Origin of the sequence: Gilvimarinus sp. DA14 (genome assembly GCF_024204685.1) — a bacterium.
Lineage (GTDB): Bacteria > Pseudomonadota > Gammaproteobacteria > Pseudomonadales > Cellvibrionaceae > Gilvimarinus.
Genome location: NZ_CP100350.1, coordinates 2,314,004 through 2,340,245 on the forward strand (window position 1 = coordinate 2,314,004; position 26,242 = coordinate 2,340,245).

The 26,242-nt window shown below is 54.6% G+C and carries 25 protein-coding genes; 7 read left to right on the forward strand and 18 right to left on the reverse strand.

The genetic code is table 11. The features are described 5' to 3' along the window. Window positions 1-9: 9 nt before the first annotated feature. Window positions 10-993: an alpha/beta hydrolase gene (locus tag NHM04_RS10170; protein WP_254263686.1), complete on the reverse strand. Its 984-nt coding sequence runs from the start codon at window positions 991-993 to the stop codon at window positions 10-12. 114 nt (window positions 994-1,107) lie between these two features. Between NHM04_RS10170 and NHM04_RS10175 the strand changes: the two genes are divergently transcribed. Continuing rightward, window positions 1,108-1,824 carry an SIMPL domain-containing protein gene (locus NHM04_RS10175; RefSeq protein ID WP_254263687.1) on the forward strand — a complete coding sequence of 239 codons (717 nt, stop codon included), beginning with the start codon at window positions 1,108-1,110 and terminating at the stop codon, window positions 1,822-1,824. A gap of 9 nt (window positions 1,825-1,833) precedes the next feature. After that, entirely contained in the window at window positions 1,834-2,277 is a 444-nt protein-coding gene (locus NHM04_RS10180) for an MgtC/SapB family protein (protein ID WP_254263688.1), read from the forward strand. On the opposite strand, the gene NHM04_RS10185 is transcribed toward NHM04_RS10180, so the two are convergent. Genes NHM04_RS10185 through NHM04_RS10225 form a run of 9 tightly spaced genes read right to left on the reverse strand, consistent with a single transcriptional unit; the run spans window position 2,262 to window position 8,470 of the window. Continuing rightward, the gene (locus NHM04_RS10185) at window positions 2,262-3,536 is read right to left on the reverse strand and encodes a glycosyltransferase (RefSeq protein WP_254263689.1); all 1,275 of its coding nucleotides are present in this window, start codon (window positions 3,534-3,536) and stop codon (window positions 2,262-2,264) included. The genes NHM04_RS10180 and NHM04_RS10185 overlap by 16 nt on opposite strands. Next, a complete protein-coding gene (locus tag NHM04_RS10190; RefSeq protein ID WP_254263690.1) occupies window positions 3,533-4,507 on the reverse strand; it encodes a lipid A deacylase LpxR family protein in 975 nt (324 codons plus the stop codon). The genes NHM04_RS10185 and NHM04_RS10190 overlap by 4 nt, the downstream gene beginning before the upstream one ends. Then, window positions 4,491-4,784 carry a DUF3144 domain-containing protein gene (locus tag NHM04_RS10195; RefSeq protein WP_254263691.1) on the reverse strand — a complete coding sequence of 98 codons (294 nt, stop codon included), beginning with the start codon at window positions 4,782-4,784 and terminating at the stop codon, window positions 4,491-4,493. The genes NHM04_RS10190 and NHM04_RS10195 overlap by 17 nt, the downstream gene beginning before the upstream one ends. 8 nt (window positions 4,785-4,792) lie before the next feature. Next, window positions 4,793-5,182 (reverse strand): nuclear transport factor 2 family protein, encoded by a 390-nt coding sequence (locus NHM04_RS10200; protein ID WP_254263692.1) that lies wholly within the window; start codon window positions 5,180-5,182, stop codon window positions 4,793-4,795. Window positions 5,183-5,239: 57 nt separating this feature from the next. Further along, window positions 5,240-5,992: a hypothetical protein gene (locus NHM04_RS10205; protein ID WP_254263693.1), complete on the reverse strand. Its 753-nt coding sequence runs from the start codon at window positions 5,990-5,992 to the stop codon at window positions 5,240-5,242. Beyond that, entirely contained in the window at window positions 5,989-6,339 is a 351-nt protein-coding gene (locus tag NHM04_RS10210) for a hypothetical protein (protein WP_254263694.1), read from the reverse strand. Before NHM04_RS10210 ends, NHM04_RS10205 begins: the two co-directional genes overlap by 4 nt. Before the next feature lie 9 nt (window positions 6,340-6,348). After that, window positions 6,349-7,254, reverse strand: coding sequence for a hypothetical protein (locus NHM04_RS10215; protein ID WP_254263695.1), 906 nt, complete (start codon window positions 7,252-7,254; stop codon window positions 6,349-6,351). Continuing rightward, window positions 7,251-8,111: an ABC transporter ATP-binding protein gene (locus NHM04_RS10220; RefSeq protein ID WP_254263696.1), complete on the reverse strand. Its 861-nt coding sequence runs from the start codon at window positions 8,109-8,111 to the stop codon at window positions 7,251-7,253. Before NHM04_RS10220 ends, NHM04_RS10215 begins: the two co-directional genes overlap by 4 nt. Next, a complete protein-coding gene (locus NHM04_RS10225; protein ID WP_254263697.1) occupies window positions 8,108-8,470 on the reverse strand; it encodes a GntR family transcriptional regulator in 363 nt (120 codons plus the stop codon). The genes NHM04_RS10220 and NHM04_RS10225 overlap by 4 nt, the downstream gene beginning before the upstream one ends. Before the next feature lie 213 nt (window positions 8,471-8,683). On the opposite strand from NHM04_RS10225, the gene NHM04_RS10230 reads away from it, so the two are divergent. Beyond that, a complete protein-coding gene (locus NHM04_RS10230) occupies window positions 8,684-11,008 on the forward strand; it encodes a Tex family protein (RefSeq protein ID WP_254263698.1) in 2,325 nt (774 codons plus the stop codon). Between the two features lie 242 nt (window positions 11,009-11,250). Here the strand turns inward: NHM04_RS10230 and NHM04_RS17375 are convergent, their stop codons facing one another. Both NHM04_RS17375 and NHM04_RS10245 read right to left on the reverse strand, forming a co-directional pair. Beyond that, window positions 11,251-13,617 carry a LamG-like jellyroll fold domain-containing protein gene (locus NHM04_RS17375; protein ID WP_305881939.1) on the reverse strand — a complete coding sequence of 789 codons (2,367 nt, stop codon included), beginning with the start codon at window positions 13,615-13,617 and terminating at the stop codon, window positions 11,251-11,253. 223 nt (window positions 13,618-13,840) lie between these two features. Then, window positions 13,841-14,710 (reverse strand): alpha/beta hydrolase, encoded by an 870-nt coding sequence (locus NHM04_RS10245; protein ID WP_254263699.1) that lies wholly within the window; start codon window positions 14,708-14,710, stop codon window positions 13,841-13,843. 145 nt (window positions 14,711-14,855) lie between these two features. Here NHM04_RS10245 and NHM04_RS10250 point away from each other — a divergent pair, with 145 nt between their 5' ends. Both NHM04_RS10250 and NHM04_RS10255 read left to right on the forward strand, forming a co-directional pair. Next, complete coding sequence (locus NHM04_RS10250; RefSeq protein ID WP_254263700.1) at window positions 14,856-15,482, forward strand: trans-aconitate 2-methyltransferase; 627 nt, start codon at window positions 14,856-14,858, stop codon at window positions 15,480-15,482. Continuing rightward, window positions 15,479-15,835: a VOC family protein gene (locus tag NHM04_RS10255; RefSeq protein WP_254263701.1), complete on the forward strand. Its 357-nt coding sequence runs from the start codon at window positions 15,479-15,481 to the stop codon at window positions 15,833-15,835. Before NHM04_RS10250 ends, NHM04_RS10255 begins: the two co-directional genes overlap by 4 nt. Here NHM04_RS10255 and NHM04_RS10260 read toward each other — a convergent pair. Then, on the reverse strand, window positions 15,824-16,318 hold the full coding sequence (locus NHM04_RS10260) for a DUF4019 domain-containing protein (protein WP_254263702.1): 495 nt from the start codon (window positions 16,316-16,318) through the stop codon (window positions 15,824-15,826). The genes NHM04_RS10255 and NHM04_RS10260 overlap by 12 nt on opposite strands. A 189-nt stretch (window positions 16,319-16,507) precedes the next feature. Here NHM04_RS10260 and NHM04_RS10265 point away from each other — a divergent pair, with 189 nt between their 5' ends. Further along, entirely contained in the window at window positions 16,508-16,981 is a 474-nt protein-coding gene (locus NHM04_RS10265) for a hypothetical protein (protein WP_254263703.1), read from the forward strand. Window positions 16,982-17,499: 518 nt separating this feature from the next. Here the strand turns inward: NHM04_RS10265 and NHM04_RS10270 are convergent. The 5 genes from NHM04_RS10270 to NHM04_RS10290 all read right to left on the reverse strand — a co-directional run bounded on the left by NHM04_RS10270 (window position 17,500) and on the right by NHM04_RS10290 (window position 25,732). Further along, on the reverse strand, window positions 17,500-18,861 hold the full coding sequence (locus NHM04_RS10270; RefSeq protein ID WP_254263704.1) for an efflux transporter outer membrane subunit: 1,362 nt from the start codon (window positions 18,859-18,861) through the stop codon (window positions 17,500-17,502). Between the two features lie 3 nt (window positions 18,862-18,864). Further along, the gene (locus tag NHM04_RS10275; RefSeq protein ID WP_254263705.1) at window positions 18,865-20,835 is read right to left on the reverse strand and encodes a MacB family efflux pump subunit; all 1,971 of its coding nucleotides are present in this window, start codon (window positions 20,833-20,835) and stop codon (window positions 18,865-18,867) included. Next, window positions 20,792-21,970 carry an efflux RND transporter periplasmic adaptor subunit gene (locus NHM04_RS10280; RefSeq protein WP_254263706.1) on the reverse strand — a complete coding sequence of 393 codons (1,179 nt, stop codon included), beginning with the start codon at window positions 21,968-21,970 and terminating at the stop codon, window positions 20,792-20,794. Before NHM04_RS10280 ends, NHM04_RS10275 begins: the two co-directional genes overlap by 44 nt. A gap of 154 nt (window positions 21,971-22,124) precedes the next feature. Then, the gene (locus tag NHM04_RS10285; protein WP_254263707.1) at window positions 22,125-23,753 is read right to left on the reverse strand and encodes a methyl-accepting chemotaxis protein; all 1,629 of its coding nucleotides are present in this window, start codon (window positions 23,751-23,753) and stop codon (window positions 22,125-22,127) included. 80 nt (window positions 23,754-23,833) lie between these two features. Continuing rightward, a complete protein-coding gene (locus NHM04_RS10290; RefSeq protein ID WP_254263708.1) occupies window positions 23,834-25,732 on the reverse strand; it encodes an ATP-binding cassette domain-containing protein in 1,899 nt (632 codons plus the stop codon). Between the two features lie 46 nt (window positions 25,733-25,778). Here NHM04_RS10290 and NHM04_RS10295 point away from each other — a divergent pair, with 46 nt between their 5' ends. After that, window positions 25,779-26,237 carry a TIGR02444 family protein gene (locus NHM04_RS10295; protein WP_254263709.1) on the forward strand — a complete coding sequence of 153 codons (459 nt, stop codon included), beginning with the start codon at window positions 25,779-25,781 and terminating at the stop codon, window positions 26,235-26,237. Window positions 26,238-26,242 lie beyond the last annotated feature (5 nt).

Genomic DNA, 26,242 nt, shown 5'->3' on the forward strand with positions numbered 1-26,242 from the left:
GCGGGGTTGCTAAGGCATCAGCTTTTCCGGGCGGCTCACCTGCCCTAGCCAACGAAACATGGCGTGAATCACCTGCTCGCGCGCAGGCTGGGGCGAGAGGATTAAATCGTGCATACCGCCTTCGATTTCCACTAGGCTAACGTTCTGCCCCAGCCCCGGTCCGTAGCGCCGCATATGGTCAACGTCCAGCACCACATCGGTCCCCATGAGTTCGTCTGTCCAGGCAGAGGGTAACTTAAGCGAACGCGCCGAGTGCAACACCAGCACCGGGCACTCGATATGCAAACCTGCTTGCAGCTGCCGCTGCGCCAGTACCACCGCACGAATCCAGCCGAGAAAAATAGGAAACCCCACCACCGGCTTGAGGGTTAAGTTATAGTCCCACTCGCCGCGATAGCCGCAATAAATGCTCTGCCCATAGAGCGAAGGCATACCGTGGTGATAGGACCAAGTGGGAAAAAAACGCCCAAGCCAAACCAAGCCGTTCAATAAAACCCTCTGTACACCGCTTAGGGCAAAATCGAAAAACGGACTGTTTAAGATTAACCCATCAAGCTGCGCACGCTCACTACCACGATCAGCATAGAGCGAGCTGACTAACCCCCCGGTGGAATGAGCGTTGATAACCAGCCGCTCTGCGCCTGTAGCTTTAATGCGGCGCACCGCTTCATCTAGCTCGGCAAAATACTCTTCGATACTGTGGCAGTAATTAGCCCGCTCACCGGTGCGCATTGAGCGACCGTAACCGTGCAAATCCAGAGCGTAAAAGGCGCAGCCTTCATCCACACAGGCGCGCGCCAAATGAGTTTGAAAAAAGTAGTCGGTAAACCCGTGCAGATACAAAATAGCCGTATGCGCCACGCGCGGATTATTACAAGCTCGCACCAAAGTCGCCCGGTACTGGCGCCCGTGGGATTGCACCTCGACCGGCTGCACCTCAAACCCCTCAAGCTCCGCATCCGGCGTCCAGCTTATGTCCTTATCTGTACTCACAACTCACTCCCGAGTGATAACAATTGCCTAACACACATAGCCGCAATCAACACTTTCGCAGTATAGTAACTGGTCGAGCATTCCACGATAACGCCTGTTAGAAGGTATCATGCCATGGAAAGATTTCAGCTTCGCAACGCTCTCGCTTTTGGTTTCTGCGCCATTATAGCCTTTGCGATCTTGGGTTATTTTTTACGCGATGCAGCTATAGCGGTAAAAGAATATGAACGCACGGTAACGGCTAAAGGCCTGGCCGAGCGAGAGGTGCCCGCCGATATCGTCATCTGGCCGGTTAGCTTTACCCTGGCCAGCAACAGCCTGGATGAGCTGTACGCCAGCCTGGAGCAGAACACCCAGAGTGTGCGCGACTATCTCTTGGCACGCGGTATTAATGCGGCGGACATCAGCGCTAACGCCCCAGTGATTACCGATAAGTCAGCGCAGTCTTACGGCGGCCCGGACGCCCCATTTCGCTATGTGGCAACCGCTGTCGTGACGGTATACAGCCACGACATCAACACCGTGCGCGGCGCCATGCAGGGTCTTGCCGAGCTGGGTAAAAAAGGCATAGTACTCACCGCCGGCAACTACGACTCGCAAACCCAGTATCTGTTTACCGGGCTCAACGATATAAAGCCGGCAATGATTGAACAGGCCACCATTAACGCCCGCGAAGTGGCCAACAAATTCGCGGCCGACTCAGGCAGCCGTTTGGGGAAGATTAAACGCGCCTCGCAGGGGCAGTTTAGTATCAATCCCCGCGATGCGAATAACCCGCACATCAAAAAAGTTCGCGTCGTCTCCACCGTTGAATACTATTTGGCCGATTAAGGAGCCGCCATGGACTTTGATTTAAATATTCAAGATGTTATTACCAACCTGTTTCAGTTGGGCATTGCGTTAGTGCTGGCCCTACCCATGGCGGTTAACCGCGAGCACAGGGCCAAGGGCGCGGGGCTACGCACCTTTCCACTGGTGGCCATTGCTTCTTGTGCCTATATGCTGGTGGGCATGCAGGTATACGACAGCGGTGAGGCCGAAGCGCGGGTGATGTACGGTATTATTACCGGCATAGGTTTTATCGGTGGCGGTGCAATTTTAAAACATAACAACCAAACCGTAGGCACGGCTACCGCGGCGAGCATCTGGAATACCGGTGCCATTGGTATTGCAGTGGCGTACAGTCGCTACGAAATTGCGCTGGTCCTGGCGATAACAAACTTCGTGATCCTGCAGTTTGCCACGCCACTGAAAAAGCATGATACCGATCAATCGGAAGTCTGATTGCGACTTTTTGCCTCTATCCAACGCGACATAAATTCGGTACTACGCGCCGCGTGATACTGAAACATAGCGCCCAAAAAATTATCCTGGCGGTGCTGCGCCAGGTTCTGTCGCAACTCGTTTAAGTGCGCAAGCCAAGCAGGGCATAAGTGCTCAGCTAGGTAACGCGCTCGCAGCAAGTTGTCGCAATGCTGCGCTGCCAACTGCCAGCGTGTGCCATCGCGATATAACTGCACCGCGCCGGCAACAAACTCATCCACCGAATCGGCAATGACGCCGGGCCAGGGATTGCTTCCTGCCATGGCTTCACTGGCGATACTGGTAGCCACACTGGGCGTGCCGCTCAGCATAGCGTCCATCAGTTTGCCCTTGATGCCCGCACCAAAACGCAGAGGCGCCAACAGCACGCGCGCGTCAGAAATAACCTGCTGCGCATCGTCAGCCCAACCCTTGACCAAAAATCTCTCTTTAGGATTGCTTAACTGGGTCGCTTTTTTGGGCGGGTACGAGCCGTAAATATGCAGCTCAGCCTCAGGGGCCTGCTTGCGCAACTGCGGCCAAATGGTCTGCTTTAGCCAAAGCACCGCATCCCAGTTGGGGGCGTGGCGAAAGTTGCCAATGGTGACAAAATGCTCGCGCCGTGCGAAGGCCGGCACCGGCCTTTGGCCGGGCTCAACCATAAATGGCAAGTGATACAAAAGCGATGGAGGAACCGAAAAATACTGGGTAAGCAGGGCAATTTCTTTGTCCGAAATCATCAGCGTCAGATCGCAGCGAAATATCGCCGCAACTTCGCGCAAAATCATATCGCTAGCGCGCATGGCGCGATACAGCTCGGCATCGTCTGCGAGCACCGGCCCGGCACTGGCATTCACTTTCAGCGCGTCTTTTAACAGCGCCTCGCGGGCGGCGCGCAAACTGTGCAGATCTTCGGTATCCAGAACCCGCAATGCATCCGGGCAAGCACTGGTCACACGCCAACCAAATTGCTCTTCGGTAACAAAGCGATCAAAAATCACCACCGCCGGATTTAACTCGGCGACAAACTGATCAAAACTGCTGCAGTTGAGCGCTACCTGATGGGCGTGAACATTCACCGACTGCAAATCGAGTTGATGTTCGCTAAGCGCGGCGGCGCAGGCAAAGTGCACTTCGTAGCCAGCGCTGTTTAAGCTTGCCAATAGCTGTGCGATACGCGCACCGGCCGCCGATGAATTGGGCTCGGGCCACACATAACCCACAAGCAAGGCGCGCATCATAATCGCCACGCCAAACTGATCGCGCCAAAACTGTCTTTGCTGGATTTATTTTTATCCAAAGAATCACCGCTTTTGTAACTCACCGCCAAACTAAAACTGTCCCAGCTGTAGGCGAGGCCGACGGTGGAGGCCAGCTGTTCATGCTCGAGATAATCGGCGGCATTATCGCGATAGCTATTGCCGTTTACCAAAATCTGATTAATCACATACTCGGCCTCCAAACCGGCGTAGACATACCAGCCTCCCTCTACCGCCATGGGCACACTAATCCGGCCATACTGCAACGCTGTGGTAGCAAAACTCTGGCGCAAACCTTTGCCAAAACGCACGATGGCGCCCGCGCCTAACGTACTTTCTAAATTGCCGACACCGGCCTGCGCCAGCAGTACCGTGTCCCAGCGCTCGGCCAGGCTATAACGCCATACCGCTGTGCGTTCGAAGGCAAACAAAAATTTATTGCCAAGTTGATAATCCCAGCCCTGGGGCTGATCGGAGCCGGTGATTTTATGCACCAACTCCTGCGAGCGCTCGGCACCGGATGCCGGCCCCATTATCCCTGCGGTGGTGCGCACCAAATCCGCAAAGTCTTCCTCTACCACGGCGTGGCTTACCCGATACAATAACAGCCCCGCGTAGGGTGAATCGGCAGGGTCAGGTACAGCTTGGGTTATATCGCTCGGAGTAATCATCGCCTGGCCCAACGAGTGCTCACTAAACATGGTGGCATTAGCCGACGGCTGCAGCATCCACGCCAAGGGTTTGGCTAGTAGCGGTGTTTTATAGGGGGTCTCGCCCTCGGTGGATAAATCGTAAAGCGAGAGAAATAAACCGTTGGTATAGCCCCCGTCTGTGCCGATAAACAAATCGTTTTGCCACACGGCCGAGGCCCAGTCGAACGCCTGAGTATGGGGAGATAACAGAGCTAAAAGAGCGGCAAGACCTGAAGCTGAGGCTTTATTCGTCTTCGTCACTGCGCATATATACCTTGTAGTTTTCCCGGTAGTCCTCAAGGTTGTCACGCAGTAAATCCCGATACTGGTTGGTCAGATAGCGCAGCGAGGGCTCTATCTCTTCGGTAAATTCTTTTCTATCCACCGATGCACCGGCTACGGTGAATGCATTAAAACGCGCGGCGGCCTGCAACAGGGCCGCGCTGACCATGCTGGGGTCGGCATCATCGCAGCGCTCGTTGGCGCGCTGGATGAACTCATCCACCAAATTCCAAAATATTTCGTCGTTATCGCTCAAAGTTAGCCTCAATTCATAAAGGTCATGCGGCGAATCAAACCGCCTTGAAACTGATATATTTTAACCACATCCATTTGCTGGCGCGTGCCTTTTACTTTGTAGCTGGCGCGCTCCAGGGTAATCACTTTATCGTTAAGCTCGATGACTTTTAGTATTTCGCTGGTGGGCTCATGCTGGGCAAATGTACGGCTGGTGGTGGCGATTAACGCACCTTTGCCCGAGGTCACAGGGGTATCCGGGTAGTTGTACACCTCGATATCATCGTGAAAATAACTCGCGTACTTATCCGCGTCGTGCAGGTTATAGGCGGCCACCTGATCCTGCACCTGTATTGAATGTTGCGCCATCGCCAGGGCGCTCACTAGCCACAACACCACCGCCGTACACCAATGTTTCATTGTTTTCCCTCCCGAATGCTTGCGAAAGTGTAGCGCAAGCGCGCGGAGCAGCAAAACCTAATCGACAGCGGTGACTGTGCGTTGAATCTCTCTTTCGAATCGCTCTCCAGCACCATAGCTGAGATGGTAGTAACGATCGGTAAGCGCAACCAGGGTATCGTTGACTACCCCGTAGCGTCTTTGCGACTCGGTTTCTACGTGAAAGCTGATAAAAATAAAGGCACGCCCCGAGGCATCCACCCGACTGCTACTGGCAAGGGGCACACCATCCGCACGAATCCATACCGAGTAGATACCCTCGTAAGACTTTACGTATTTGCGCTGGCGTTTGCTGAGCCGACTCTCGGGCAGGCTAAAGTCCAAACGCATTACCTCGCGCCCGTCCAGTTCGTCTGCCTCGGCGCCCAGGTATTCACCCTCACCCATTACCCGGCGAATTTGATCGGCGGCGCGAACCGCTGCGCGCACCGGCAGCGCCGAGAGTTCGTGCACACCCTCTATGGCGGGCGTGGGCGCATCGGAGTTTTCCAGCCTGGCTTGTTCTTCGCTATCGATTTGCGCCAGTAGCGAGCGGCTGTAGGCGATGCTCAAGCTCGCGCCTGTATCTACGGCCTCTACCTCGGCGTAGCCCTCGCGGGTGATTTTGTCATCGCCCTTGCCGTTGGCCTCCACCACTTTTGCACTGACTTGGTAGCGCCCGCTGACGGGCTGACTGAAACGGTCTAGAGCGCTGTGCAAATCATCTAAAGGTTCAGCGCGCACGCAGACGGCGCACAGCAACAATAAGATACCGCTTGAGGATTTGTTCATGGTTTACACACCTCTGTGATCGCCAGCACTAGAATGCCTCCGCTAAACACCAGGCTTAACAGCGCTCCGCGCAGCAAAATCACATCCGCCGATGCGCGCCAGGCTGTGGTCGGCAGTTCCACGCTGGAGTGGTTAAAGCTCACTTGACTCAGCAATTGCCCGAGCCACTGCTGTAACAGTGACAACCACTCCAGGCCTAGGTTTCGCCAATCCAGATTCCCAGCCCCACGCCAAACCTCAACCTCGAGAAGGCCAACCGCATCGCCGGGCCAGGGTGGTGGATAAGCTTGAGCTGCGCCACTGCACATGGCCAGCACACAGACACTGAACAAAGCCAAATGGCGCATCCTCGCCCCCTAGATTTCAAAGCGGCGATTGCGTAAATACACCGCAGCCGTCAGCGACAAGGCCGCAACCAGCCACCCGAGATACAAACCAGGGCGGGTGAATAATTCCAGTACTGCCGCACTAAAATTATCCTGCCCTGACGGCCCATCCAGAGATTGCAGCGCAAAGCCTTCCAGGTAATCACCCAAGCCACTCAGCAGATAACTCTGACCCAGCAGAAGATTTTCAATAAACCACACCAGTAATATAAGCAGCAGCAAGTTCCCCAGCGGGTGTTTTTTGCTCCAGGCCGAAAACAGCAACAGCATGCTGTATAGCGGCAACCCCCACAGCGCCGCCAATAGCAAATACACAAAACTGGTAGCACCTACGGCCATGGCATCCATGGCGGACCAAAGAGAAAAAGCATCCAATGACAAAGAGGTTGTTCCCAGAGCAACCGTTAAGGTGCTGAATACCAGTGTTGTGAACAAAGCGGCGAGCCAATACATCAATGGTATTGCCAATACGGCCACAAACAACTTGGTCGCAACCACCAGCCACTCGGACACGGGCATGGATTTAAAAAAGAGCACACTGCGATCCTGCCGGTCCGTCAGCAGAGCTGCAAGACTGTAACTGACCATATTAATCAACGCCACTACAGTAAAAATGAGGTAAATGATGTATTGCACATGGGCTAATTTATCCAAAATGCTCTCGCCACCACCCTGCCCTTTTATCTCGACGTCCTTTTTCCAGGGCAGGTCCAGTTCGACATCCACATTCATGGAAACATCCGCGTGCTGAAACAGCGAGTGCATGGACACAACCGAAAATAAAATAATAATCAGCGCCAACCAAAACGGCACTTTGAACAAATGGCCCGGGTTTTCCCAATACTCCCGGCGCAGCTGAGCAATAACCTGATTCATGTCTGACCTCCCTGGACCGCTTTGGCCACAAACACTTCAGCTAAAGACGCGCGCGCCACCTCACCCATAGCTTCTAGCTGCGTGCGCTCTACGCCCTCAAACAGATACTGTTTAGCGCCCAGGGCTTTGATTTCACCAATAGGGTTCAGAGCTTGCGCCTGTGGCTGCAGCTCGGTGGGCACAGTCACTTTGCTAAAGCGCGCCTCAAAATCTTCCAGCGTGGAGTTCAGCACAATGGCGCCATCGACAATAAACATCACGTCGGTCAGCAGATGCTCAACTTCTTCCACCTGATGGGTGGTGATAAGAATGGTTTTCTCGTCGTCGTAATAATCGTTGAGCAGGGCGTCGTAAAAGGTGCGGCGATAGAGCAAATCCAACCCCAGGGTGGGCTCGTCCAACACCAACAGTTTGGCGTTGATAGCCATCACCAGCGCCAGATGCACCTGGGTCACCATGCCCTTGGATAAACTGCGGATACGACTGGATAACGGCACCTTGGTTTTTGCCAGAAACTCGCGCGCCCGCTGCTCGTTAAAGTTGGGGTGCACACCCGCCGCATAGGCAATTGCCTGCTTTACCGTCATCCAGCGTGGCAGGGTGGCGGTATCGGCGATAAAGCACACTTGCTCTAACATTTTTGCCCGTTCACGCCGGGGGTCAAAACCCAATACATCTATGTCACCATCGGCCACGCAAAGTCCCAGCAGCGACTGCAGCAAGGTCGTCTTGCCCGCGCCATTGGGTCCAATCAAACCGACGATCTTACCGGCGCCAACCTGTAAATCCAGCTTCTCTAGCACCCGCTTCTTGCCATAGCGTTTGCTGAGCCCTGCGGTTTTTATTATTTGCTTCACGACTCCTCCTTAAGGCTGTTAATGGCCTTTACTAATGCCTCTTTATCCATCCCCAAGCGCCTGGCCTGGGCCAGCAACTCTGGCAGCTGTTGCACAAACTGCTCGCGCTCGCGCTCGCGCAGGCGGACATCGGCCCCCGCACGCACAAACATGCCCAAGCCGCGACGCTTTTCTACCAGCTGCTCATCCACCAGCGCCTGGTAGGCCTTGGCAACAGTCAAATGATTAATCTGATAATCCGCCGCCACCTGACGTACCGAAGGCAGGGCTTCGCCGGGCGCTATATCACCGGCCACAATCAGCGCCACCATGCGCTGGTATAGCTGTCGGTAAATGGGTTGATCATCGCGCCACTGCATGCCTACTCCGCTCGCCCTTCGATATAGTGTTATACATAACTATATCACCATATCTTTGCTCGTCAATAGGGTGACGAGCTGCAAAAGACACAGATTGGGGAACAATTCAAGACTGTAATAGGGCGACGATTTGCGCATAATGCGCTGGGGCCCGACCTCAAGGGCCCTGAGACCGCTGTGCGGCGAACGAAAATGTCCAACAGAGAAACTTACATGAGCAGTATTTTTCAACGCATTGCCGACGAGCTGAGTATTCGCGAACAACAAGTAGACGCCGCCGTGGCGCTGCTGGATGAAGGCGCTACCGTGCCGTTTATCTCCCGCTACCGCAAAGAGGTTACCGGCGGGCTGGACGACACCCAGATGCGCAACCTGGAAGAGCGACTGCGCTATTTGCGCGAAATGGAAGACCGCCGTGAGGCCATCCTGAAAAGCATTGCCGAACAGGACAAGCTGACCCCCGAACTGGAAAACGACATTCGCGCCGCCGACACCAAAACCCGGCTGGAGGATTTGTACCTACCCTACAAACCCAAGCGCCGCACCAAGGGCCAAATTGCGATTGAGGCCGGTCTGCAACCACTGGCCGATGCTCTGCTGCAAGACCCCACTCTGGAGCCTGAAACCGAGGCCGCCAAGTACCTCAACGCCGAGCATAAAATTGACGACAGCAAGGCCGCATTGGACGGTGCCAAATACATTTTGATGGAAAAATTTAGCGAAGATGCCGAGCTTTTGGGTAAACTTCGCGGCTTTTTGCAGCGTGAGGCCTTGATCTCAAGCCGCGCCGCCACGGGTAAAGAAGACGATAAATCCCAGGATGTACAAAAATTCCGCGACTACTTTGAACACGACGAAGCCCTAAAAAGCACCCCCTCGCACCGGGCCCTGGCCATGTTCCGCGGCCGCAACGAAGGCGTACTCACCATCGCGATTACCCTGGGCGAGCAGGAGCCGGGCGCCACTCACCCCTGTGAGGTGATGGTGGCCGAGCACTGGGATCTGCGCGATCAAGGACGCGCCGCCGACAAATGGCTGGGCGAGGTAGTGCGCTGGACCTGGCGGGTGAAATTGCTCACCCATCTGGAAACTGACCTGTTGGGCGAGCTGCGCGACCGCGCCGAAGAGGACGCCATTAAGGTATTTGCCAGTAACTTAAACGATCTGCTGCTGGCCGCCCCCGCCGGACAAAAGGCCACCATCGGCCTCGACCCAGGCCTGCGCACCGGGGTGAAGGTGGCAGTGGTAGACGCTACCGGCAAGGTGCTGGATCACGGCGCTATTTTCCCGACAGCCCCGCAAAATAAGGTAGCCGAGGCGGAGAAAGTACTTACTAACTTATGCCAAAAATACGATGTCGAGCTGATCGCCATCGGCAACGGCACCGCCAGCCGCGAGACGGAAAAGTTCGTTAAAGACATGCTGAAAAAGCAACCCGAGCTGAAGGCCCGCCCGGTAATGGTGAACGAATCCGGCGCCTCGGTTTATTCGGCCTCGGAATTTGCCGCTAAAGAGTTTCCGGATTTGGATGTGACCATTCGCGGCGCCATTTCCATCGCCCGCCGCCTGCAAGACCCGCTCGCCGAACTGGTAAAAATCGACCCCAAATCCATCGGCGTGGGCCAGTATCAACACGACGTCTCGCAAACCCAGCTGGCCCGCTCGCTGGACGCGGTGGTGGAAGACTGTGTAAACGCCGTAGGTGTGGAGGTAAACACCGCCTCGGCCGCACTGCTGGCAAGAGTTTCGGGCCTAAACGCTTCACTTGCCAACAATATCGTTGAATTTAGAGACAAAAATGGCGCATTTACCAGCCGTAACCAACTGAAGGATGTGACCCGTTTCGGCGCCAAGACCTTTGAACAGGCGGCGGGTTTCTTGCGCATCAGCGGCGGCGACAACCCACTGGACGCCTCGGCGGTGCACCCGGAAACCTACAGCGTGGTAGAGGCCATTGCCGAGAAAAATCAGCGTGATGTTAAAGGCCTGGTGGGCGACTCGGGCTTTTTAGGTAGCCTCAAGGCCCAGGATTACGTTACCGAGCAATTTGGTGTACCCACCATTACCGACATCCTCAAAGAGCTGGACAAACCCGGCCGCGACCCGCGCCCGGAGTTTCGCACCGCCGCCTTTAAAGAGGGCGTAGACACCATTAAAGACCTGGAACCGGGGATGATCCTGGAAGGCACCGTCACCAACGTGACCAATTTTGGGGCCTTTGTGGATGTGGGTGTTCACCAAGACGGTTTGGTGCATATATCCGCACTTTCTAACACGTTCGTGAAAGATCCCCGCGAAGTGGTTAAAGCCGGTGATATCGTCAAAGCCAAGGTGATGGAGGTGGATGTGGACCGCAAACGCATCGGCTTATCGATGCGCTTGGACGACACACCCGGAGAGAAAACCGGTGGTGACAATAAACCGCGCCGCCAGCCGGGCAAACAGGGCCAGCGCAAGCAAGGCGGCAACAAACCCCAGCAGGCCTCCATGGGCAGTATGGGCGCGCTGTTGCAGCAGGCGATGAAAAATAAGAACTAAAGCGCTCTTTTTTACTCACTTGGCGCTTAACTTTTTATAAAAGTCGCCGTTAACAGCGTATCGGGGCCCCTGGATTTCTTGCCCGTTGTCCAACGCAGGGGTTCCCGATATATTCCTCTCAGGCTGTCAGACCTCCCTATCTAAACCGACCGCAAAGCCTGCGGGAGTTTGTTGTGGGCATAAAAAAGCCCCGAGGATTCGGGGCTTTTGCTCAATGCGGTAAAACCACCGTCTAAGGGGGATTACTCGCTGTAAAGGTCGTAAATTTGCTCGGCGCTCAGCGCCTGCTCATAGACCTTCAACTCATCCATCAGGCCCTGATAGGGAACATCCCACCAGTTGACGCCCAGGCTGAAAATGCCGTTTTGCCCGGTGAACAGATCCGGGAAGTTTTCTCCAGCAAAGCGCAGTACGCCATCCACATAGACGTTGAGCGCGCCTTCATTGACGGTAAACGCCAAATGGCTCCAGGCATCGCCCGGAATGGTCAATCCGGTGACCGCGTCGTACCAGGCCTGGCCGGACCAGACCATGGTGTTGCCGTTGGCAAAGCCGTGCCCCACCGGCAATACACTGACCCAGCTGGCGTTGCTAGCGGCACCAAAGAAGGTAGTGGTAAAGGCAGTCAACTCGCTCGGATTGAGCCAGTAAGACACGGTGTACTCGTTGGTACTGATCAAGCCGTCGGGTAAACGTACACCGCTGGCGCCGTCGAACAAAGCGGCGTCACCTTGCACACCGGTCATATAGCCGATTTCCCCACCCGCGGTATCAATCAGACCACCACTAACCTGGCCCGCTGCCGCCTGTCCGGTGCTATCGCTCAAATTACTGTCAAAGCTGTAGTGAGCCAGCAGGCCATTGGGAGTTTGCTGACGCACAGTAAACCCGTAGCTGCGCGACTGGGACTGTCCCTGATAGCTGACGGTAGCTGTGAGCGTCACCGCTTTATCGCCTTCGCCGTGAGCGGGCCGGGTGACGCTACCGTCGGCCGCCAACCACTCAGGAGCAGACGATACCCAGGTAATTTGGCTGCCGCGCGCCGCCTCGGTCGGCAGAAGGATATCATCCAGCAGTAGGTTATTGGAGAAGTTGATATCGTCCAACACGGCCTGTATCAGCTCATCTGCATCGCGTGTCGGCATGTGGCTGCCCCACACCGTCAGGCCGGTTTCAGAGGCTGCGCTGAAAGTCACATCGTAGCGCTCGGCGGTGGGGTTCCACTGATGCGACAGCACACCACTGTATCCTTCGCCATCAATTTCCAGGTCTATCCGATTGTTGCCCGCAAACCACCAACGGCCCTCGGCAGCACCTTGAATCCGGCCGTTATTGGTCAGGCTGACATACTCGGACTCATCCATATCACCGGTAATGGTTTTACTCAGACGAATAAACTTGTAGTCGCCCACAACATCCGGGCGGCGCACTTTCATGGCTTTACCACCGCCATTGCGCTCGGCCGTGTTGTCAGCGTAGCGGTAGGGCGCCACCACCGGCCAGCCGTCCTCATTAAAGAAGAACTCGTGGGTGCGTATTTCATGAAGCTCCCCGGTGCCCGGGAAGCGGCTGTGGAAAATCAGGTAATAGCGGCCTGTTTCAGCATCGTAATAGGCGCTGTTGTGGCCGGGGGACTTATAGCCTGTACCCAAGCCCGTGCCGACTTCGCCCAGCTCGCGGGTAAACAGGTGGTTACCCATAATTTTCACGCCATAGGGCTCGATGCTGGCATCGTCAAACAAAGGCAGTGCCGGATCCGATTTAACATCGGCCATGTTGTTGCCCTGGGCGTCAAAGAAGGGGCCGTCCGGCGTGCGGGAGCGGGCAACGCGAATATTGTATCCGCCGTCTGCCGCCAAGCCGCCGAAGGACGTGAACAAGTAGTAATACTCGGTATCCGGGCTGTAAAGCATATAGGGCGCTTCAATCCGGCTGTGATTACCGCCCATTAAGTGCTTGCCATAGCCCTGACCGGGTAAGGGAAAGCCTGTCTCGGGGTCCATCTCAAAAATAAACAAACCGCCAGAATATGAGCCATAAACCATCCAAAGTTTGCCCTGTTCATCGTAGAAGGCATCGGGGTCAACGACATTGGGATGTATGCGGGCATCGTAGATGGTGCCATCTTCACTGGCTTCGCCCCACATGCCCGAACGCAAGAAAATACCCTGATTTTCGTAGGGCCCTTCGATGGCATCGGACACCGCAATACCCATGGCCGAGCGCGGTGAATCGCCGCGACTGGCGTTGTAATACATGTAGTAGCGGCCGTCCTCGAGCTGAATCACATCGGCCGCCCAGAGGGTATCGGTTTCGGCCCAGGCAAAAGTGTCTGCCAATTCGGTGTGTACATCTTCAAACAGCGGGTTTTCAGGGTTCGCGCCCTCGGCAAAGCGCTCCCAATTCATCCAATCGCGGGTTTTAGCCGCTGCTAAATGCGAGCCAAAGACATAGTATTGGCCATCGGTGGGAATCACAGAGGGGTCATGCACCGTAGCATCGGTGAACTCGGGTGGGGTCGGACTGTGGCTCGGCTTTCCGGCCAAAGCCGGCAGGGCGCACATTAGGGCCAGAGCCCCAGATACGTAAATCAGTCGCTGGCGCAACATAGGGTTTACCTCGTTATTCATTATTAGGGGTATTTTGATCTTGAACGCAGGGCTCAGGATATAAGGCATATTGTATTACAATAAGATTATTAACAAGGGCGAAGCTGGCGGAAAAACGTGAAGGGTTTAAAAAAATCGAAAATTTTCAGCCAGTTACGACGGAAACCAGACTTTAGACAAATACAGACTAAGTCGCTTCGCCTTCTATAACTGATCCATTCATCTAGCGGCACAGCGACCCTAAGTAAGCATCAATATCCTCTGCCGCAGGGGCCAGAAACCCCAATGGTCGCCCCAGTGCCGCCACCAGCTGTACATGAGACACACCTGCATAGGTGTGGCGCTCTACTGCAACGCCTGCCTGTTGCAGCTTATGCTCAAGGGATACTGCAGATTTTGGGGTAACCGTTTCATCGTCCGCGCCGTGCAAAATCAAGGTCGGCGGATTATCCGCATGCACATGGTTCACGGTTAACGCATCCACCTGGCGAGTTTTATCGCTGCCGAATATTCGCGTCCACTGCGGCTTTTCAGTGGGCAGAAAATAATCGTGCGGCCCGGCCAGAGAAATATAGCGCGCAATCTGCGCGCGGGATAAACCCTCCGCCTGCAAATACTGAGGGTCGTAGCTGATTAACCCCGCAATCATCGCGCCCGCTGAATGACCCATGAGAACCAATGACTGACCGGCCAACAGGTTTTGCACTTTTTCACTGGCAATGGCCTTGGCGATATCCTGCACAAACGCGGGGTAGGTTACCTCCGGGTACAACCGATAATCGGGCACGATCACCGTGTAGCCTTTGCGAGCCAAGGCCGCCCCGACAAAGCCATACTGCTCCTTTTTGCCGCTGTCCCAGCTACCACCATAGACAAACATCACGGTGCAGCCGTTGGCATCTCTGTCGGGTGAGTAAATATCCAAAGTCTGTCGCGGGTGTTGGCCGTAGGCAATATCGGTTGCGCTTTGGTAATGCGGCGCTCGGCCTAAGGTATTCAGCACATCTGTACCACTGCAACCGGTAAGCCAGGCCAGGACACTCATAACAATAAAACCCTTTCCAATGTGCGCCAGTCGCCTGCTCAAACCCATGCAGATTCTCCCGATTAAATAGAGCCTTACGAGTGTGTGATGCGAGCGGATCACCAGTGCTTTGGGGCTCGTGATCTTTGAGCGATTATGGCATAGTAAATTGACTAAAAATAAGATGGCTGACGCTAAGAGGACGGAACTTACAGTGCACAACGATATGCCACCAGAGGCTATAGGCAAAGCCTACGATACCATTACCCATCTGTGGCAAAGCGAGCGCTTTAATCTCAACAATGGTATAGACGCTCATAAAAAAGCACTGCAATTTGTTAAAAGCAACACCGGCCAAGCATTGGATGTTGGCTGCGGTTGTACCGGCCGCTTTGCCAATTTGCTGCAAGGCGCAGGCTATCGCTACACAGGCTTGGATGTGTCAGAAAAAAAGATTGAGTTGGCGCGTACCCAATCACCCAGCCACGACTTTATCCACGCCGATATTTGCCAATGGCAGCCACAGGCTCAGTACGATTTTATTACTGCCTGGGACAGCATCTGGCACATTCCCCTGCAGCAACAGCAACCTGTGCTGGAAAAGCTGTCTCACAGCCTTAAGCCAAACGGGGTTTTTATTTTCTCTTGCGGCGGCACTGATGAACCCGGCGAGCATACCGATGATTATATGGGCCCTGCTGTCTATTACTCATCACTGGGCGTAAACGGATTCTGGAAGGTGTTTGCGGATATAGAAAACTGCCACATCAAACACTTTGAATTTGATCAGCCGCCAGAGCTACACAGTTATTTTATTGTGCAGAAAGGCGAGAACATATGAAACCCTGCGCGCTGTTAATTCCCGTTGCCGATTGGCGCGCTGGCTTTCAATGGTACCAGCAGGCATTTCCCATGGCGGAAGTCATTGACTTGCCCGAGCACGACTTTAGCGCCTTGAGGATTGGCGGAATCACACTGGAAATTGTCCAGGTCGACCACAAGGTAAACAGCGGACCTTCCGGCACCGTACTCTACTGGAAAACGGATAATCTGGAAGAGGCCGTGCTTAAGTTGACGGCGCTAGGCGCAAAACTCTATAGAGGTCCGTTAGACATAGAAGATAACCAGGTCATCTGCCAGCTAATGGACCCCTTTGGTAATTTAATTGGCTTACGTGCGCTTTCACAATCGTGAAAAATTTCCGGGCTTCGCAATAAACCTACCCGTACGTTTTCCTGTTTGCGTATTCACATAACTCCTACTGTGGCGCATCACACTAAAACGTTCGCCCAGCTCTGAGTAGAGAACCAGCGTTTGCTCGCAGGGCGTTACGTTCTGATATTCGCAGGCAAACTCATACTCAACGTAAAAACCTTCTGCTGGCGCTTTGGCGGGGTCCAACTGCCAGTTGGCACCTACCAATGTATCGCTCAGACTTTTACCGGAATTGTCGCTAAACGCTGCCTGGCTTTTGGCAAAACGTTCATAGTCCATGCGCTGATTCAGCAATTCACTGTGCATGTCGTAGGCTTCGCGATACTCACCAGCATTAAGGTGCTCGATGTACTGCAGGGCTGTTGCCTGCGCGTTTTGTCGCTCCTGCGGGCTTGGCTCGTAGGCCTGGACGAAGTGGAAGCACAATAAGCACAGAAGAGTTGCGGTTAATCGCCGTAGCATTCATTACCCCCAGGTAATCACTTCGCGGGCTAATATACGCGACCACTGTCAGGCTGCAAGAGGCCGATAAACGGTCTGTGAATCAGCACGTGACTTGTGCAATAATTAGCCACCCATGGCCCGACTGTAACCACTGTTTTGAAATTACCACACCTGTCTAACACCAACCTCTATTCGCTACAGAACCCGGTGTCGAATCGTGTTCAAGCCAGCGAACCCGTGCAGCAGAGCGAGCGAGCGCGGCCGGTTAATCAGCCCGAATCCGCGAGAAAAGGCGAAAGCAAAGAGTCGTTAGTCCCGCTGGAAGGCGAGCTGCTGGAGGCCGGCTTATTTGATCCGGACACTCTGGATATTGCCGTGCAGCAATTACTGCAGCGCGGCCGGGAAGAGGGAGGTGAAGGTTCTGCCGCTGAGCGCGAGCTATACCGCGAGCTAAACATTGCAGAGCGCGGGACCAGTGCTCAAGCCGGCGCAGACAACCCACCCAACAATCCATCCAACAATGGCCGCTTTGCCTTTGCCGATTTGCGCAGCGCTCTCGACTACTGGGAATCGCTAAAACCGGAGCATACCGCCCCAGAGGATTTACCCGCCCCCATTGCCGCTTACCGGGCGGTGGAGTCCGGCCCTACACTCAGATTGGGGTTGTCAGCTTACGCGTGATGCCCGCAACAATTTTGACCGTTAGGATCAGCCATTAAAACCCGGGCTGAAACAAATAAGCGGTCAGCTGTGAATAACACTTACTTAAACTTACGTTCCTCGCAAATGCAGGGATTAACAGGCTTGAATGTATTTTTAAGCAAAGCTGAACATGTGGAACCGATTGGGGTTTTCGCCCGATTACGACTGAGCCGAGCGAAGGCCGATTTTAGGGGTTGAGCGCTCTGGATGAGCGCGAAAGGTCTAAGCGCACAGGGATGTGCGGTTTAGACCGACCGCTAAAATTGGCTGGAGGGAGGGCACCCCGAAGGGGCCAGTTGTTGGGCGAGGTTTTTGGTTACTTTTTGCCGAAAAAAGTAACTCGCAACGCCCGGCGACGCGGGCTTATTGCAAGAGAATGGATATTCCAGCATTTTCCGGACAGCTGCTCCTCTAGCCTAGGGCTGGCTTCTCAAACGGCGCAATGTAACTTGCGGAAATGACGTACAAGGTTTGCCCTTAAGTAAGAGCCATTCCGCTCAGCTGTCGGTCTCGACCAGCGCGGGCGCCGACCCCATGGCTTCGTACACATTCACCAGTGCTAGCAAATAATTCAGCTTGCTGGATACCAAATCTTCTTTAGCACCAAACCAGCTTTGCTGCGCCAAGAGTAAATTTAAAAAGTCGGTATCACCCGCCTCGAAGCGCGCGTTGGAAATGTCATACAGCGTGCGGTTGTTGGCGAACTTATCCCGCGCGATATCCAACTGCTGCGCGCGTAGGCGCTGAGTTTCCAGCTGATCAATGGTATCGCGATAGGCATCTGCCAAGGTGTATTGATAGCTGGCGTAGTCGATATCGGCATCCAGCTCGGCCAAACGGATTTGCGCACGAGTCTGGCCGCCGTCAAACAGCAACAGCGATGTAGCCTCGCGAATGCTGGCGGCCCATTCACTGCCACCGGCCAGTATGTCGTCAATACCCCAGCTTAAGCTCAAGGTTAAATCCGGCCAGCGGGCGGTTTTCGCTTGGTGGATCAATGCCTGGTTTTCCGCCAGTGCCAAGGTAGCAATCTGTACGTCCGGGCGCTGCTGCAAAAGCTCTGCACTTTGTACCGAGGCTACTTGCGGCAAGGCCAAGTCGTCAAAACTTGTTTGCAGCTCGGGGGTTTGTAAATCCAGGCGGCCCAACATAATGGCCAGTGCGCGGCGGTTGATAGCCAAATCGCTTTGCAAGCCCACCAATTTATTGCGCGCGTTTAACACCAGGTTTTTCTGCTGGCGCAGCTCTAACCCAGAGGCGCCACCCGAATCGTAGGTCAGCTGAAATAAATCCAATAATTTCTCACTGGCTTCCAGGTTTTGCTCGGCCACTTCATACAAAGATTGCAAACTCAAGGTATCGAAATAGGTGCGGATAAACTGCGCCTGCAACGCAATAAAGCTGGCACGCTCTTCCCACTTGGCCACTTGCAGCTGGGTTTCACGCTGACTGATTCCCGCTGCGCGCTCGCCCCACAAATCAACGGTATAGCTGGCGCTAAAATTCAAACCACTGCCATTACCCGTATGGCCAGTATCGTCGTAGCTGTCGCTGTTGCTTAGCGACGCACTCGCGCGCGGCCAATTGCCCGCGCGCGCCGAGGTTAACATCTCGCGGGCGCGCTCAACCCGCAATTGCGCTATCTGCAAATCCAGGTTGTTGCTCTGCAGTTGCGCCAAATACTGCTGTAACTCTGCGGGCAAAAATTCGTTCCAGGTATTTTGCGTTAGTGGCGTGAGTTCGCGCCCGTTTAACGCATCCTGATACGCTACGGCTGCCAGCTCTTCAGGCGTGTGCTGTTGCGGGTTAAACGCGCAGGCACTCAAGGCAAGACAGGAAAACCATACTCGCAATTTCATCGGTTACTCCTCAGCCAATGCCGTAATAGGGTTTAAGCGCGCGGCTTTACGTGCGGGTATAAAACCAAAAACAAGGCCCACCGCAATAGAGGTGGCGAATGCCAGTGCCGCGGGCAATAACGTAAACGCAATGGCAACATCAAAAAATCGTGCAATTAACGCCCCGGAAAAACCGATAAGAATACCCAACACACCGCCCAAAAAGCACACCACTAAGGCCTCGATATTAAACTGGCGTAAAATGTCTGAGGGCTTGGCGCCGGTGGCAATGCGCAAACCAATTTCCCGTCGCCTTTCGGTCACATTGACCAACATAATGTTCATCACCCCAATACCGCCAACCAAAAGCGAAATAGCCGCAATAGAGCCAAGCAAAAACGTTAAGGTGTTCTGCGCCGCCGTGACCGCTTGCACCAAAGATTCGGTGGAGCGTACCTGCACATCTTCAGCCTGATGGCGAGCGAACAACAGCTCTTCCACTTGGGTTTCCAGGCGCGACGCAGCTTCGGTGTCGGTTGCCTGCAAGGTAATACTGCTTAGGTGAGCACTGCCGAACATTTTCAGCCGCGCGGTGGTAAGGGGTATTAATACCTCATCGTCGCGATCGTCGCCGGACGGGTCGGCACCTTTGGCTTTGAGTAAACCAATAATTTGGTACGGCGCCTTGTTCACCAGCACAAAACGACCGATGGGGTTTTGCCCGGGCTCGAACAAATTTTCGGCGATGGTATTGCCCACCACCATAACCGAAGAAAAACTCTGTAAATCCTCATCGGAGAAAAACACCCCTTGGGACAGCTCCCAATCATGCACGGTAAAGTAGCCTGGCGTGGTGCCTTTAATCCGGCCGGAATAATCTTTATTGCCATAGCGCAGGGTAGAGCGGGTGTTACGCTCGGCCGCGACCGCACGCACGCCCGGCAGATTTTCAATGGCCTCGGCATCCTCCACTACCAGGGTGGCAATACTATCGTTGCCCCGGCGCATATTGGGGCCACCGGGGCGCACCGAAATTAAATTTGTACCAATCGCTTCAATGCGGTCCAAAACCTCCGCTTTACCACCCTCGCCAATGGCGATCATTAACACCACACTGGCAACGCCGATAATAATTCCGAGCAGCGTCAACAGAGTGCGGAATAAATTGACCCGCAGCGAGGCCAGCGCAATACGCGCCGACTCAAATAAACTGATACTGGGAAATACGCGTACTTTTTCTGGCGCACTGGGGGTCGCCTGATCACTCTTATGTGCAGCGGCCGTATCGTCAATTAATCGCCCATCTTTAAACGACACTACCCGCTCGGCATGTTCTGCAATGCCGCGATCGTGGGTAATCAGAATTACCGTAACACCTTCGCGATTTAGCTCTTGCAACAATGCCAACACTTGCTCGCCACTGTGGCTGTCCAAAGCGCCGGTAGGCTCGTCCGCCAGAATTACCTCGGCGCCGTTAATCAGCGCGCGGGCAATAGATACACGTTGCTGTTGGCCGCCGGATAATTCGCTGGGCTTATGGTGGGCGCGCTCACCCATGCCCAGCTTTTGCAATAGTTGCTGCGCGCGCTCTGTGCGCGCCTGTCTTTCTTGCCCTTTGTAAATACCGGGCATGGCGACGTTATCCAACGCACTAATGTTGGCCAATAGTTGATAGCGCTGAAATACAAAGCCAAAGGTATTTAAGCGCAGCGCCGAGAGTTCATCGGCGGTCAGGTTTGCGACGTTAATGCCATCAACCTCGTAGATGCCGGACGATGGCTGATCCAGGCAACCGAGAATATTCATCAGGGTGGATTTACCCGAGCCAGACTGCCCCATAATCGCGACAAACTCGCCGCGTTCGATGGTTAAGGACACATCTTTTAGTGCGTCGACCCGTGTTTCACCTAATTGATAAAAGCGCCCGATACCCGATAGTTTTATCAGCGCCTTAGAAGCCACGGCGACCTCCGGGGGGCCCACCCATAGGTCCACGACGGTTTTCCTCGACCGCACCGGTTTCCGGGTTGCGGATACCGGCCACTACGACATCGCCTTCATTCAGCCCCTCGGCAATTTCCACCTGGGTGCGGGTGCGCATGCCCAGTTTTACGGCGACCCGCTCAGTACCACTTGCAGTTTGCTTTAACACCCCCAGGCCACCGGGGCCGCGCCGCAGCGCACCAGCGGGCACGGTTAATACATTTTCAGCCTGGTCTTCAATAAAAAACACTTGCGCGGTCATGGAGTCCATCAGCCGCGAGCCTTTGTTTTCAATATCGATCAGTACCTGATACAACACCACTTCGTTAACAATTTCCGGCGTGGGCAATACTTGGCGTACGGTGGAGTACCAACGTTCTTGCGGCTCGCCCAAAGTAGAAAAGTACACCGGCATGCCGGGATAGATTCGCGTGACATCCGCCTCGGATACTTCGGTGCGCAAGGTGAGTACCGACAAATCGGCAATCTTCATAATCAGCGGCGCGCTTTGATTGGCGTTCAGTGTTTGCCCTTCGCGCACCGCAATAGATACCACAGTGCCATCCATAGGCGCGTATATTTTGGCGTAGTTGAGGGTGGCTTTGTCGCCGTCTAAAGATGCGGAATCGGCTTTAATTTGCGCCTGCATAGCGCGAATACTCGCCTTTAAGCCTTTTACTTCGGTTTCACTGGCGGTCAAGGTATCGCGGCTGATGGCGTTTTGGGTAAACAGATTTCGGTTGCGCTCCAGCCTTTCCTCCGCCAAATATTGTTCCGCGTGTAACTTTTCTAATTGAGCCCGTTTGTTTTCTAGACTCGCCTCGGCGCTCATCACCTTGGTCTCAAATACCGTGGCATCAATTTCGGCCAGCAGTTGCTCGCGCGCCACTACATCGCCCACCTCAACCGCCAGGCTTTCCAGCTGCCCGGATACCTGTGCCCCCACTTCTACGTAATCCTTAGGTTCTAGGGTGCCACTGGCGGCTATCACATTTTCGATAGAGCGGCGCTCAACGGTGTGCCACAGATAATCCGGCTCGGCAGCACTGGCAAATACATAGCGATAGGCGAGCGAGCACAGCAGTATAAGTGCAAGTAAAGCAAGTACGACCAGTGTAAGAGGTTTGCGTGAGGCAAATAGATTCATAGCATTGATATATCGGCAAAATCGAGAGGCTATTGTAGAGAATGCGTAGAGGGAGGAGGGCACTGGGGGCCTTTTTATACACTATTTTACCTGTACATAACCCAGTTTACAGTGGCTATAAATCGGTTGAGCCGTCCCTGGCGAAGGATAATTCTTACACTCTGAAGTGCGCTATCTGTTGCGATAAGGTCTGGGCAGACTCATCCAGTTTATTGGCCGTTTGGGTAGACTGGCGCGCGCTCTGGTTGGCGTTTTGCACCATGGTGACCACATTGGCGACGTTTTTATTGATCTCTTCGGCGGCGTAGCTCTGTTCTTCGGCGGCGGTGGCGATCTGGGTATTCATATCCACAATACTGGCAATAGCCGCAGAGATGGCACGAATGGATTCGCCCGTCTCGCCTACCAGTTCAACCGTACGCTGAGTTTTCTCGCGGCCAATTTCCATCGCCCGAGTTGCGCCTGAGGCGCCCTGCTGTACCGCCTCGATAATTTCCTGAATTTCGGCGGTGGACTCCTGAGTGCGCTGCGCCAATGCCCGCACCTCATCAGCCACTACCGCAAAACCTCGCCCCTGTTCACCGGCGCGCGCCGCTTCAATCGCCGCGTTTAAAGCCAGCAAATTCGTTTGCTCGGCTATGCCTTTAATCACCCCCAGCACGTGACCAATACGGTCGGTTTCGCCTTCCAGCTGCACCATGGCGCCACTCACTTCTTCCACCTGCGCCGACAATTCATTGATAGAGGCAATGCTCTGCTCCATCATCCCCAGCCCCTGCTTGGCACCGGTATCGGCGTCGCCCGCGGCATTGGCCGCACCGGACGCATTGGTTGCCACCTCCTGCACGGTGGAGGACATTTCATTCACCGCCGCCGCAACCTGATCGGTGGAGTGTTCCGTCTCACTGATACTGCGGGCAATATCACTGGCGGTTTGATTAATACTGACCGAAGCCTCGCCCAATTGGCCCGATGTCTGTTTCACCGAGTGGACTACCTGGCGGATCTCCTCCTGCATTTGCTGCAGGTTGTCGCCCAGCTGACCCAACTCGTCGCTGCGGCGCAAATGAAAGGCGCGGGAGAAGTCGCCACCCGCCATAATACGAATATGCCCCATCACCGCCTGCAGTGGTTTGATCAAACTGCTACTGAGCAGCAACCACAGACAGACCAGCACCATCATAGCCACGACAAAAATAGCCACTTGCGACCAAAAGGACACCTGCTTGCTGGTACTTTGCACCGCCACAGAAGCCGCCGCCACTTCGTCTTTTATGTTATCGGCCGCTTCGGCGAGTAGCCGGCTGGGCTCGCGGTCAATCCCTGCGACGGCGTCATCGCCAGCTTGGGCGTTAAAACCCGAGGCTATAAAAGCATTCAGCCCGGACTGGTACTGGCCGTAAGCCGTTTGGTGCGCATTTAAAAACTGACGCAGTAAATCGGCGCTGGCGCCCGCCTGCAACTGCTGTAATAGCGCTGCCCCGCGCGCCTGAATTTGCTCGTGATTTTCTTCAAAGCGGCCCCAGTATTTGTCCCGCTGGCTAGCATCGGCGCCGCGCAGGAGTACGTTTTTCCACTCCTGTACCTGGACTTTAAAATCAAAATTGATCTGGTTAATCGCTCGCTCTTGCGCGACATTTCGTTCAATCAGCTGGTTGTAGCTATTAAGCTGGGTATTGAGCATGGACATAGCGATCTCGGCGGCCAGCAATAGTCCTCCGAGCCCTAAGCCCACAACAACCATTAATCGCACTTGCACGCTGTGGGTTACCCATTTCATCATTAGATGCCTCTTATTTTAGGGTCATAGAACCCGGCGCGAAGACGTGTCTTCGCGCTAGTGTTTAACCAGTATAGGAAAGTTTATGCGCCGCCGAGGGCTTCTAGCTCTTCCTGAACCTCGAGCCACTGTTCCTCGGCCTCGTCCAGTTGCTGGCGGGCATCCGCTTGCTGCTGCAGTAACGTCTGCAAGCGGTCTTTTTCGCTATCGTCGTAAAGAGAGGTATCGGCCAATTGCTCTTCCACTTGAGTCAGTTGGGCATTGAGCTTTTCCATCTCTGACTCGAGCTTTTTAAGCCGGTTGGTCAAAGGTTTTAACTGCTCGCGTCGGGCGGCAGCTTGTTGACGCTGGGCTTTTTTATCCCCCGCCTGCGGTGCGCTGGCAGCGGGTTCGGGTTCGCTGGGCGCTTGCACTCGACGGTTGTGCTCGCTCAGCCAGTGGTGATAATCGTCCAGGGTGCCATCAAACTCGGCCACTTTGCCCTCGGCCACCAGCAGCCATTCATCCACAGTGTTGCGCAGCAAGTGGCGATCGTGGGATACCACAATCACTGCGCCTTCAAAATCTTGCAGCGCCATGGTGAGTGCCTGGCGCATTTCCAAATCCAGGTGGTTGGTAGGTTCGTCCAACAGCAGCACATTGGGCTCACACCAGGCGATTAACGCCAGCGCCAGGCGGGCCTTCTCACCGCCCGAGAAATGGTGAATGGGCTCAAACGCACGATCGCCCTGAAAATCAAAGCCGCCCAAAAAATTTCGGATTTTCTGCTCGCTCGCCTTGGGGCTGATGCGCTGAATATGCAGCGCAGGCGAGGCAGATAAATCCAAAGCCTCCAGCTGATGCTGGGCAAAGTAACCCAGGCGAAAATGCTCCCCCGTCACTCGCTCCCCGGTTAAAGGCTCAAGCGTGCCCGCCAGCGTTTTAATCAAACTGGATTTACCGGCACCATTGGGGCCGAGCAAACCAATGCGCTGGGCCGGGGCGATATTGAGCCCCACTTTGGATAACACCGCACGACCGGGGTAGCCGATATCCATATCACGCAATACGATCAAAGGGTCGGAGACTTTCTCCGAGGCGGTAAAGCTAAAGGTAAACGGTGAATCCACATGGGCCGGGGCGATGGTTTCCATTCGCTCAAGCTGTTTCACCCGACTCTGGGCTTGCTTGGCCTTGGTGGCCTTGGCGCGAAAGCGGCGAATATAGTTTTCTAAGTGGGCAACTTTTTCTTGTTGCTTTTCAAAGGCAGCCTGCTGCTGGGCCAAACGCTCGGCGCGCTGGCGCTCGTAGGCGGAATAATTACCGGTGTAAGAAATCAGCTTTTCGTTTTCGATGCTGACAATGCGCCCAATGACATTATCAAGAAAGTCGCGATCGTGAGAGATAATCAACAGTGTGCCGGCGTAGGCTTGCAGCCACTGCTCAAGCCACAGAGTTGCGTCCAAGTCCAAGTGGTTGGTGGGCTCATCCAGCAGCAGCAAATCCGACGGGCACATCAGCGCCCGCGCCAAGTTCAAACGTATGCGCCAGCCGCCGGAAAAATCGCTCACCGCGCGCTGGTGATCACTGGTGGCAAAGCCAAGTCCGCTTAACAGCTGCGCGGCGCGAGCGCTCGCGGTGTAACCATCCAGGTGCTCGAGCTCGGCATACAATGCAGCCAGCGCTTCGCCATCATCGCCGCAGCTAGCAATTCGCTGCTCCACCTCGCGCAGTGCGGTATCGCCATCGAGCACATAGTCCAGCGCACTGCGATGAGTGTCGCCCACCTCCTGCGCCATGTGGGATAAACGCCAGTGCTTGGGAATATCCACCTGGCCGCTGTCGCTGGCAAGCTCACCCAACAACAATTTAAATAAAGAGGATTTACCACTGCCATTAGAGCCGATCAGGCCCAGTTTCTGGCCGGGAAATATGGTCAGCTCGGCCTCGGTTAAGAGAAACTTGGCGCCGCGCTGCAAACTGATAGAATCGAGTGTAATCATGGGCGCATTCTAAGGAATGCCGCCTCGCTTTCCCACTGGAATTTTTATGTCCGACTCGCTGTGGAACTTTGCCCTGACCGTATACAACCGCAAGGGCGTGGAACAAATTTGCCTGCAATTGCAGGACGAATGGCAGGTCAATATCCCACTGCTGCTGTTTTATCTGTGGCTGGATAACACCGGCCGATGTCTTAACAATAACCAGGCACGGCAGGTACGCGAGCTAGCAGAACACTGGCAAAAGAAGGTTATTACCCCCCTGCGCCGTGCCAGGCGCACCTTAAAACAAACCCCTCACGAGGGTGAGTTGCGCCAAGACATCAAAGCGTGCGAGCTACAGGCCGAGCGTCAGTTAATTGAGCAGCTGCAAAGCTTAGCGCCTGCCCCAGCTACCAGGGCGCGCTCTGCAAACCAGTGCGAATTGTATTTGCGCTCTGCACAGGTTCACGAATCGGCACTCCAGGCATGGGGCGATCTTGCCCGCACTGATGAGCCCACCCCATAAAAAAA